The sequence below is a fragment of the Psychrobacter sp. CX16 genome (assembly GCF_057396245.1).
In genome coordinates this window covers 1-10,588 of record NZ_JBXYJF010000049.1, presented here as the reverse complement: position 1 = coordinate 10,588, position 10,588 = coordinate 1, and the positions used below count along the sequence as shown (strand labels likewise).

9 protein-coding genes and 1 tRNA gene are annotated in these 10,588 nt (G+C 42.8%); 1 reads left to right on the top strand and 9 read right to left on the bottom strand.

The annotated features are described in order from the left end of the window. The first annotated feature begins 282 nt into the window (after positions 1-282). Positions 283-358: transfer RNA gene (locus AC2SLM_RS12635), tRNA-Glu, on the top strand. A gap of 163 nt (positions 359-521) precedes the next feature. Here the strand turns inward: AC2SLM_RS12635 and ispD are convergent. The 9 genes from ispD to AC2SLM_RS12590 form a co-directional block, all read right to left on the bottom strand. Then, positions 522-1,214: a 2-C-methyl-D-erythritol 4-phosphate cytidylyltransferase gene (ispD, locus tag AC2SLM_RS12630; RefSeq protein ID WP_486554247.1), complete on the bottom strand. Its 693-nt coding sequence runs from the start codon at positions 1,212-1,214 to the stop codon at positions 522-524. A 219-nt stretch (positions 1,215-1,433) separates the two neighbouring features. Then, positions 1,434-1,787: an FtsB family cell division protein gene (locus AC2SLM_RS12625; RefSeq protein WP_486540481.1), complete on the bottom strand. Its 354-nt coding sequence runs from the start codon at positions 1,785-1,787 to the stop codon at positions 1,434-1,436. 228 nt (positions 1,788-2,015) lie between these two features. Continuing rightward, positions 2,016-3,332 (bottom strand): phosphopyruvate hydratase, encoded by a 1,317-nt coding sequence (eno, locus tag AC2SLM_RS12620; protein ID WP_486540483.1) that lies wholly within the window; start codon positions 3,330-3,332, stop codon positions 2,016-2,018. A gap of 318 nt (positions 3,333-3,650) precedes the next feature. After that, positions 3,651-5,984, bottom strand: coding sequence for a heavy metal translocating P-type ATPase (locus AC2SLM_RS12615; protein WP_486554245.1), 2,334 nt, complete (start codon positions 5,982-5,984; stop codon positions 3,651-3,653). 222 nt (positions 5,985-6,206) lie between these two features. Then, positions 6,207-6,431: a heavy-metal-associated domain-containing protein gene (locus AC2SLM_RS12610; RefSeq protein WP_486554243.1), complete on the bottom strand. Its 225-nt coding sequence runs from the start codon at positions 6,429-6,431 to the stop codon at positions 6,207-6,209. A 97-nt stretch (positions 6,432-6,528) separates the two neighbouring features. Continuing rightward, the gene (locus AC2SLM_RS12605) at positions 6,529-6,780 is read right to left on the bottom strand and encodes a heavy-metal-associated domain-containing protein (RefSeq protein WP_486554241.1); all 252 of its coding nucleotides are present in this window, start codon (positions 6,778-6,780) and stop codon (positions 6,529-6,531) included. 53 nt (positions 6,781-6,833) lie between these two features. Beyond that, the gene (kdsA, locus tag AC2SLM_RS12600; RefSeq protein ID WP_486554240.1) at positions 6,834-7,694 is read right to left on the bottom strand and encodes a 3-deoxy-8-phosphooctulonate synthase; all 861 of its coding nucleotides are present in this window, start codon (positions 7,692-7,694) and stop codon (positions 6,834-6,836) included. Between the two features lie 263 nt (positions 7,695-7,957). After that, positions 7,958-9,589 (bottom strand): CTP synthase, encoded by a 1,632-nt coding sequence (pyrG, locus tag AC2SLM_RS12595; RefSeq protein ID WP_486540493.1) that lies wholly within the window; start codon positions 9,587-9,589, stop codon positions 7,958-7,960. A 295-nt stretch (positions 9,590-9,884) separates the two neighbouring features. Next, positions 9,885-10,588 (bottom strand): IS4 family transposase (locus AC2SLM_RS12590; protein ID WP_486554238.1); only part of this gene is annotated, 704 nt, incomplete at its 5' end.

The window sequence follows — 10,588 nt, the reverse complement described above, 5'->3', positions numbered from 1 at the left end:
CATTTGAGTTTGAATATGAGAACGCCTTTCGAGTTTCATCAAAGTTATGGGTGTTCTGCATAGAAAAAACCAGATACACGGGGTATCTGGCTTGTTTTAAATCATCAACCTATTTTAGGACGAGACATTGTAATTTTTATGATAAATACCAAAATAATCATAATAAACGGTGTCAGCGTAATTTTCTTATATTTTCAAAGAAAAGTGTTGACACTTAAGACTAATATCTCTAATATACGCCCCACTTCGGCATTAACGGTGAAAGCGGTCGAAGTGGTCTGTGTCCCGTTCGTCTAGAGGCCTAGGACCCCGCCCTTTCACGGCGGTAACAGGGGTTCGAATCCCCTACGGGATACCACTATTTTGTGTTATCTAAGTAAGCATTATCCGGTTGATAATTGTTTACGAAAAAGCCAAACTCTTTGAGTTTGGCTTTTTTTATGTCTGTAATGTTAGTAACCCGTCACACTGCTTGTTTATAACCTTATCTTATCTCAAGCAATTTAATTGATGCTAATCTATTAGCGGCTGGCTAAAATTGCTTCTATCAAAGATAAGTCTTCAGCATACGTCAGTTTTATATTCTGATTATTGCCTTGCACCATCTCAATGGGATAACCCATCATTTCAAACGCGCTGGCCTCATCGGTAATCATGAGTCCTTTTTCAGCGACTTGCTGCAATATCTCACGCAGCTTACCTGCTTTGAATACTTGCGGCGTTTGTGCTTGCCACAACTGGCTGCGGTCAACGGTAGACTCAATACGAGCGTCTGCACCCACCTTCTTGAGGGTATCCGCTACTGGTACGCCTAATATCGCACCGTATTCCGATTGCTGTGCAGTATTAATGACTGCATCAATATGCTGCTGTAACACGCAAGGTCGCGCAGCATCGTGAATCAGTATTAAGTCATCAGACTTAGCACCAGACTTTATAATCGCTTCAACACCGGCTTGTACCGATTGCCAACGCTCAGCACCGCCTTCAACAAATATAACAGGTACTGCAAAATCTAATGTATCGGCTAAAGTGTCATCTGCTGCAATTACCAAGTGCAAATCATTAATCACATTACTGGTGCTTAATGCAGCCACGCTTTGCTCCAAAATCGTCTTGCCTTGAACTTGAGTGTACTGCTTAGGCTGACTAGACCCAAAACGGCTACCCTTACCGGCAGCGACGATTAGTGCATACACTTGAGGCTTAGACATAGGCTTATCACTATACCTGCTAAGCGTATCCGCGGATAAATCAGCGTTGTCAGAATTAGCGTGAAAGTCGGATTGATTGCGATGAGTCACAGGCGATTACCTAAGCGATAGATTATGAGAAGGAAGAAGGCTGCAAAATAGATGGCAAGGAAGTATCTTAGAATCTTACTTCAGACTGGCTAAGAGATAGGTATGCTTATTGAGCTTAAGGACAGTAAACTAAGGTATGCTCTCAACCGCATCTTCAGGGTTGATCGGTTCAGCAGGCTGACTGGTATGAGTCACCGGTGCCGTTGATAATTGCACAAAAGTCTCGCCAGATTTAATCAAGCCCAAATCTAATCTTGCGTGTTCTTCGACCGCTTCTAAGCCATTTTTTAAGTCATTCACATCGGCGCGTAATATTTTATTATCGGCCGCTTTTTGATCATTTAACTGCTGCTGCACGTCAATTTCTTCGTGAAGCTTTTCTATACCTGCCCGCCCGCTTGGAGCTAGCCAATACTGATATTGCAGACCGATTAATATAGCAACTGCAATGAGAAATAACATGAATTGGCTAAAATATTTCATAGGGTGACTTATGCTATTGTAAATGAGGTACTAATAGGGATATGCGAGCCGATTAAATGCTTTTATTAATTTTAAAACAGGCATTCAATCTTATGCATTATATAAGGTATCACTGATTATAAGAATAGAGAATCATAAAAAACCACGTCATAGTGGTCAATATAGATCGAGCGACAATATGCCGCTCAATCTATGATTACAAATGATATTACTCATTGAAAAGCTCAATTAACCACGTAAGCCGATGAACTCTTCTGCACCGCGGTAGCTTGCATGTACTTGCTGCTCAATGCGTAGTAATTGGTTGTACTTAGCAACACGGTCAGAGCGGCATAGTGAACCAGTTTTAATTTGACCGGCAGCAGTACCAACGGCTAAGTCAGCAATGGTGCTGTCTTCAGTTTCACCAGAACGGTGTGAGATAATGGTTGCATAGCCATTCTTCTTAGCCAAGTAAATCGCATCTAGTGTTTCAGATAGCGTACCGATTTGGTTGAACTTAATTAAGATAGCGTTGGCAATTTTTTTATCAATACCTTCTTGCAATATAGCTGGGTTGGTTACGAATAAATCATCACCTACCAACTGTACTTTATTACCAAGCTTGCCCGTCAAATATGCCCAACCATCCCAATCAGATTCATCTAAACCATCTTCGATAGAGATAATTGGATATTGCTCGGTTAATTTAACTAAGTAGTCAGAAAAACCTTGACTATCGAAAGCTTTGTTGCCCTCGCCTGCCAAAATATACTGACCATTTTTGTAAAATTCACTCGCCGCACAGTCAAGCGCTAAATGGATGTCTTTACCTGCTTTATAACCAGTTTTCTCAATCGCTTGCATGATAACGGTAATGGCTTCTTCGTTGCTGCGTAAGTTAGGCGCAAAACCACCTTCGTCACCTACAGCTGTATTCAAGCCTTGTGATTTTAAAACAGACTTTAAGCTGTGGAAAATCTCAACGCCTGCACGTAATGCCTCAGAGAAGCTACTAAAGCCCGTTGGCTCAATCATAAACTCTTGAATATCAACGGTGTTATCTGCGTGCTCACCACCGTTTAGGATGTTCATCATTGGTACTGGCATAGTCAAAGACGTTTGATTGCGCAGATTAGCGATGTACTGATGTAGTGGAATTTTTTGAGTTTGCGCAGCAGCTTTTGCGGTTGCTAACGACACAGCAAGCATGGCGTTTGCACCTAGATTGTCTTTGTTTTCAGTACCGTCCAGCTCAATAAGTTTGTTATCAATGCCTTGCTGATCAGTCGCATCACTTTCGATAAGCGCGCTTCTGATTTGGCTGTTTACATTAGCAACGGCTTTTTTCACGCCTTTTCCTAAATAGCGCGACTTATCGCCATCACGTAGCTCTAATGCTTCGCGTGAGCCTGTAGAGGCACCGCTAGGTGCCGCTGCACGACCCATAGAGCCATCCGCTAGAATGACATCTGCTTCGATGGTTGGGTTGCCACGAGAATCAAGAATTTCACGAGCGCGGATATCTTGAATTTCAGTTGCGTTATTAATATTTTCTGCGTACATAGCGTCTACAAGCCTCTTTGATTGAGAATTAAAAATAAGATTAAACGTTGTATTTATATGTGCCAGTGCGTTATGCGTAAGCGCTGTCTATATTGAGTCTATAGCGCTATAACTTCTGGTTAGACAATAACCACTTACAATAAGAGTTAATCACATGATAAAAGCTGCTTACACTCTAAAATGTAGAGCAAAATGCCAATTTAGAGCACACCCTAAAAATGGCTAAAAGTGTCAAAACAATGTCAAATTCAGCATGCGCATAATCATAGCATAAATCCGCAAATTCTTGGATGAAAAGCGGTGGTATAGTTTGCGCTATTATACTTTATATCGGGTTAAACGTAATGCATTCATTAACACAGAAATTGAGCTTAATGCCATCGCTGCCGCTGCTATCATTGGGTTTAACAGACCAAATGCCGCAAGTGGAATGCCCAAACAGTTATAAATAAACGCAAAAAATAGGTTTTGTTTGATATTACGCACCGTCGCACGGGCAATATCCACCCCTGAATGCACTTGCATAATAGAATCGCCCATCAAACGTGCAGATGCACTGTGTTTGGCAACCTCTGTGCCATCAAGCATGGCGAAGCTGGCATAAGCGGTCGCCATAGCCGGTGCATCGTTTACCCCGTCGCCGACCATCGCTACTTTATGGCCAATCGCCTGATGCGCCTCAATCCACTGCGCTTTATCACGTGGATTTAAATGGCCATGCGCAGTCGCTAAGCCTAGCTCATCAGCAACATGAGCAACCACAGACGGTTTATCGCCACTAAGTAGCACAACCTCCAGCCCATCGTCTTTTAATGCTTGAACTGCTTGTGGACTTTGCTCTTTTAACTCGTCCGCCAGTGCAAACATACCCAAAGCAACACCGTCCACACTCACAGCAATGGTACTAGCTATTTGCCATGCTTTTGGCAGCATTTTGGGTAACGTCAGTCCCGTAAATTCAGCCGTACCGACTTTAACTTCTCCAAACCCTGCAATATGAGCCTTAACCCCCATACCGGCGATCACATCGACATCACTCGCCTCTAATAACGGTAAACCTCTTTCATTAGCTGAGCGCACCACCGCAGTCGCCAGCGGATGACTGGCATGCGACTCAACACTGGCAGCCAGTTGTAACACATCATCACTGCTAATGGTTTTATTGACCATCACTTGATCCACAATATACGGTTTACCCTTGGTCAAAGTACCTGTTTTGTCAAAGACTACCGTGTCAATTCCACCGGCGACCTCTAGACTTTGCGCATCTTTAAACCACACGCCATGACGCGCTGCTACACCCATACCAGCCATAATAGCAGCAGGTGTTGCCAAACCTAGCGCACACGGACAGGCAATAACAAGTACAGAAACTGCATGCAAAATTGCTTTATCGATACCACCAGTTATCCACCAAGTGACACCAAAGGTAATAAGCGCAATGGTAACCACAACCGGTACAAATACTGCAGCGACTTTGTCCGCCAAACGCGCTAAATCCGCTTTACTTCCTTGAGCTTCACTTAAGGCTTTGACCATATCACTCAGCTGCGTCTCATTACCAGTGGCAGTGACTTGATAATTGAGACTGCCATTATCCACCATGGCACCCGCTAATACTGGGTCGCCTGTTCTTTTCGCAACTGGCACCGACTCCCCAGTTAAATGACTCTCATCACACCAGCCGTCACCGCTGACTACCATACCGTCTGTAGCAATACGCGCACCTTGTTTGGCTCGTAATATATCGCCGCGCTGCACGTCTTTTAGGTTAACCACTTCAATATTATTATCAGAGCCGCTTGCCTCTAGAACCAATCGCTCTACTTGTGTTGGCGTTAACTCTAGCAACATATTGATACTGTTTAGACTATGCTTTTTGGTACGCTGTTCTAGATACTTACCCAGTTTGATAAAGGCAATAATCATCACCCCTGCTTCAAAATAAACCGGCACATGACTGCCATGCTGATTTAAAATATCAGCAGTGGTTAGCGCAAACGTACTAGAGTCAGCGATATTTATGCCGAGGCTCTCTAACCATACAAAGGTAGAATATGCCCAAATCGTGAATGTACCGATAACGACCAGTACATCCATGTTAGCAAGCCCGCCTTTTACCGAGGCCCAAGCACTCTTATAAAATGGCCCTGCGAGTCCAAACTGCACCACAGTGGCTAATATAAACTGTAGCCATAATGGCGGCATCCAGTTCATACCTTGCCCTGTTAACATGCCCGCCATACCTACCAAGAAGGGTATCAAACACAGCCAGATTAGTATTAACCGCCAGTCTATACCCATCTGCTTGGTCTGCGGTATCTCGTTATTACGCATTGGTAATGCTTTAAATCCGGTTTTACTGACCCACTCACTGATTTGGTCCGCATCTGCTTGAGCTGGATCATAAGAGACGTTCAGCGTCTCGCCAGCAAAGCTCACACTGGCAGACTCAATTGCAGGCTTTTTGCTTAGTACTTTTTCAATACGAGTGGCACAAGCCTGACAAGACATCCCCTCAACCTGAAATTGGGTCTTAGCCATCTCAGCTTTGGACGTTTGTTCAGGTGTAAGGTTAGATTGATTATTGGGTTTACCGTTAGATTTGGAGGGAGAAATGACGTTGGAATCGGTAGAGTTTGGAGCTGACATAGAGTTACCAGATATTTATGATAAGGTGAAAGAACACGCAGGTTGTAGAGAATCTGATGGCGGATGCACTGATTTTAAAGTGGAGACAGCGTGGCATTGAGTATTTATGTTAAAAAGCCAGCACTAGGCTGGCTTATTTATGGTCTATAATTATATAGCTACTTATATGAATTTATAAAAATAATCTGCCTATATAATATATTACGATAAGCCAATATCTATTTAGCTGTTTGCCACAGTGGCATCAAAGCCAGCATCTTCAATGGCATGAGCAATCTCTTCTGCTGTCACATTGGCCGCATCAAAAGTCACAGTTGCTAAATTATCTTCTAGATTGACATCCACACTTTGTACGCCCTCTAGTGGCGTCACTGCGCTGTGGATACTTTTGACACATCCGCCGCACGTCATTCCTTCGATATTGATAATACGAGTCTCTAAAGCCATGGTTATCTCCTTAATTAATTATTATTGATATAATGTCACTTTATTGACACTTTATTGAACCCTAATGCTTACTGATAGGTTATATAAACTGCCAGATTTAAAAATTATCAGGGTTTTGCGGTGAATCTTCAGGAAATGGCTGAGTCACATAATCCACCATACTCACAGCGGCTTTAAACGCATGCACCGAAGTCTGAGTGTCGTCGTAACGCACCATGCCAATGCCCTTCTCATGCTCTAGCTCAACGTCTAAGACCCCATCTATATTTTTTAGGGCAGTCATCACACTATCGAGTCCATTGGCATCATCGATATTATCAAGACTAAAATGCACGATTTGAACACTCATCTACCTACCCCTTTATTTATTCTTAGTTATTAATACGACAGTCTAATGGTCGCCTAGTGCGTGTCTAATACTGGGAAACCTTTTACCAGGTCATCAATCTGTTTTAACTGAGCTAAGAAAGGCTCCAGCTGATTCATACGCAGTGCGCAGGGACCATCACACTTAGCCGCATCTGGATCAGGATGCGCTTCCAAGAATAGACCGGCCAGACCTGTCGCCATACCTGCACGTGCTAATGTGGTAATCTGCTCACGGCGACCACCTGCACTGTCACTGCGCTTACCTGGCTCCTGTAGACTGTGCGTCACATCAAAGAACACCGGCACATCCATGCTCTTCATGGTATCAAACCCAAGCATATCTACTACTAGGTTATTGTAACCAAATGAGGTGCCGCGTTCACATAAAATAACCTTGTCATTACCCGCTTCCAAGCATTTATTAATAATATGGCGCATCTCATGCGGCGCTAGAAACTGTGCCTTTTTGATATTAATAATAGCGCCTGTCTTGGCCATGGCCTGAACAAGGTCGGTTTGACGACTTAAAAAGGCAGGTAGCTGAATAATATCAGCAACTTCGGCTACCGGCTGCGCCTGATACGGTTCATGCACATCGGTAATAATGGGTACATTAAACTTCTCTTTGATTTGACCCAACCAATCAACCCCCTTCTCTAATCCAGGGCCACGATACGAATGCAAGCTTGAACGGTTGGCCTTATCAAAGCTGGCTTTAAACACATAGCCAATACCCAAGCGTTCACAAATATCAATGTAGCTTTCGGCAATTTCAAACGCCAACTCTTTTGATTCTAGAACGTTCATACCGCCAAATAAGACAAACGGCTTATTATTGGCAATCTGAAGCTCATTTAGCTGAATGTGAGACTGTGCTTTGGTTAGTTCTGTCATAATGTACTCTTATTATTTATTAAAATGGCAATCTATTATTAATTATGGCGTGTTCTGATTGTAATATATATAGCCGTAAACAAAAAATAAAACAGAGGGCAATGAATCAGTCGCTTTAATACTCTAACAATAAAAAATGTCATAGCCAAAATCATCACAATAAAAAAGAGGTCAGATAATTATCCAACCTCTTTTTATACATGCTTTGTTTTAATAAGTAGCGAATCGTTGGCTACTTACTAATCAACTGACTAGCTAGTCAACTACGAGGCTGAATTATCAATCGCCGCTTTCACAAAGCTTGAGAATAATGGATGACCTTCACGTGGCGAGCTAGTGAACTCTGGGTGGAACTGTACACCAATAAACCAAGGATGATCAGCAATCTCAACTGACTCAACCAAATGCTGTTTAGCTGAATATCCTGAAACTGTCATACCCGCTTCTTGGATTGGCTCAACGTAACGGTTGTTCATCTCATAACGATGGCGGTGACGCTCTTTAATGACTTTAGAGCCGTAAATTTCATGTAGCTTAGTGCCTTCTACAAGCTCTGCTTTTTGGCTACCTAAACGCATGGTACCGCCTAAGTCTGAGTCATCACTACGCAGTTGCAACTCGCCGCGCTCATCAACCCACTCAGTGATTAGACCAATAATAGGCTCTGCCGGTTGACGATTAAACTCTGTAGAGTCTGCTTCTAAGCCCATCACATTGGTGGCATATTCAATCACCGCCAACTGCATACCCAAGCAGATACCTAAATAAGGGACGTTGTTTTCACGAGCATAGGTGATGGCGCGCATCTTACCTAATTTACCGCGCTCACCGAAGCCGCCCGGTACTAAGATACCATCGACTTGTTTTAATGACTCTAGTAACGAATCATCCGTCTCTAACGCTTCGGCATCGATATAGTTAATATCGACATCGGTCTTGTGAGTAATGCCGGCGTGTAATAAGGCTTCGTTAATTGATTTATACGCATCCGGTAATTCAACATATTTACCCACGATGCCAATTTTTACTTCGCCTGTTGCGTTTAATAAGCCTTCGACCACTTTATCCCAGTCTGATAAATCAGCTTCAGGCGCTTCAATACCAAAACGCTCACAGATAATATCGTCTAAATCTTGCTCATAAAGAGTACGTGGAATTTGGTAAATCGTTTCCGCATCTTCACAAGTGATAACCGCACGCTCTTCAACGTTAGTAAATAACGCAATCTTACGGCGATTGTCTTCACCGATTTCATGCTCAGAGCGGCAAATTAGTACGTCTGGCTGTAGACCAATAGAACGCAGCTCTTTTACAGAATGCTGAGTTGGTTTAGTTTTGGTTTCACCAGCGCTTGAGATATAGGGAACCAAGGTTAAATGCATTAGCATGGCTCTATTACGGCCAAGCTCTACTTGCATTTGACGTACCGCTTCCATAAAAGGTAGTGATTCGATATCACCGACTGTACCGCCAATTTCAATAATAGCGATATCATAACCTTCACCACTGGCGTGGATACGGTGCTTAATCTCATCGGTAATATGCGGGATAACTTGTACTGTGCCACCTAAATAGTCACCACGGCGTTCTTTATTTAGAACGGTTTGGTAAATACGGCCACTGGTAAAGTTATTCGACTTACTCATTTTTGAGTGACGTAAAAAGCGCTCATAATACCCTAAGTCTAAATCGGTCTCTGCGCCATCTTCAGTAACAAATACTTCACCATGCTGAAAAGGACTCATCGTGCCTGGATCGACGTTGATATACGGATCCATTTTGGTCATGGTCACTTTAAGCCCACGTGCTTCTAAGATTGCTGCTAATGAAGCAGCAGTAATACCTTTTCCTAGTGAGGACACAACCCCACCGGTCACAAATATAAATTTAGTCATAATTTTTTATCTTAATATGGCAGTCGCCAGTTGGTAAAAAGAGATTTTACTAAATTTAGGCCGAAATATATAGGGTTGACTTTACATTAAGTTTTGGCTTAACCCAAGCTATTACAACAATAAGTCGGCAATAACACACATATTGATAATAAAAAGAAGCCGTCATAGTGACTGTTGCTTAGCATCTAAACGAGCCGGTAACGCTCATATGACTGACTTCTTACCTATATATGAGGTCATTTTTTGAGAGAGCAATAGTGAATAAAAAACTCGCCTTAGGGTTAATGCCAGTCAGTTAACGCTGACTGGTATGTTTTTTTGGATATTTTTGTGGTTTACCCTTAACCACCCTCGGACAAGATCGCTTTCTGCGCTCAGGAATGACAAACAATTTCCCCTCCTCTAAAAGTGCATCTAACAATTTAGGGAAGAGACCTGCAGCCTGTAAAGGCGCAAACCGTAACAGATCAACAATCGTAATAGACGCCATGTGAAAGCTAATTCGTAGAGGGCTAACCTTAGCTCTAACTGCCATATAGCGCATCAAACGTCTTATCAGATTATAAGCAATCATAAGCCCCCAGAACTCTTGTAACACAAGCTGTGGTAGCTTACTTCTTAATAATAGCCCCTGCTTTAAATCAGACTTAATTTCTCGATACGCCATCTCAATCTCCCAGCGCTGCAAGTACAGCTGTACCACTTTATCCTTAGTAAAGCGTTTATCATCTATTAAAGAGGTTATGTATCGTCTTGTCTTACCCTCATAACTACACTCAATTAATCGAGCTTGCCACGTATCGGGTAGGTTTGGATTTTTCTTTTGAGCCTGAGGAGAAACGGGCATTTGTATCCAGTAGTCCCCTTCGCTGAAGGTTTTAATCACACTGTAACGCAGATTATCTTTAGCCCGCATGAGCCAGTGACTGTTTGGATAAGTTTGTTGCCAACTAATCAGTAAGTCTGCTGAGAAATAGGCTCTATCAAAGAGCGTAATGC

Bases quoted from the DNA above. Each gene is read 5' to 3' on its own strand.
- AC2SLM_RS12625 (WP_486540481.1), bottom strand. From the start codon at position 1,787: ATGAAATATTTTAGCCAATTCATGTTATTTCTCATTGCAGTTGCTATA.
- AC2SLM_RS12615 (WP_486554245.1), bottom strand. From the start codon at position 5,984: ATGTCAGCTCCAAACTCTACCGATTCCAACGTCATTTCTCCCTCCAAA.
- kdsA (WP_486554240.1), bottom strand. From the start codon at position 7,694: ATGACAGAACTAACCAAAGCACAGTCTCACATTCAGCTAAATGAGCTT.
- pyrG (WP_486540493.1), bottom strand. From the start codon at position 9,589: ATGACTAAATTTATATTTGTGACCGGTGGGGTTGTGTCCTCACTAGGA.
- eno (WP_486540483.1), bottom strand. From the start codon at position 3,332: ATGTACGCAGAAAATATTAATAACGCAACTGAAATTCAAGATATCCGC.
- ispD (WP_486554247.1), bottom strand. From the start codon at position 1,214: ATGTCTAAGCCTCAAGTGTATGCACTAATCGTCGCTGCCGGTAAGGGT.
- AC2SLM_RS12610 (WP_486554243.1), bottom strand. From the start codon at position 6,431: ATGGCTTTAGAGACTCGTATTATCAATATCGAAGGAATGACGTGCGGC.
- AC2SLM_RS12605 (WP_486554241.1), bottom strand. From the start codon at position 6,780: ATGAGTGTTCAAATCGTGCATTTTAGTCTTGATAATATCGATGATGCC.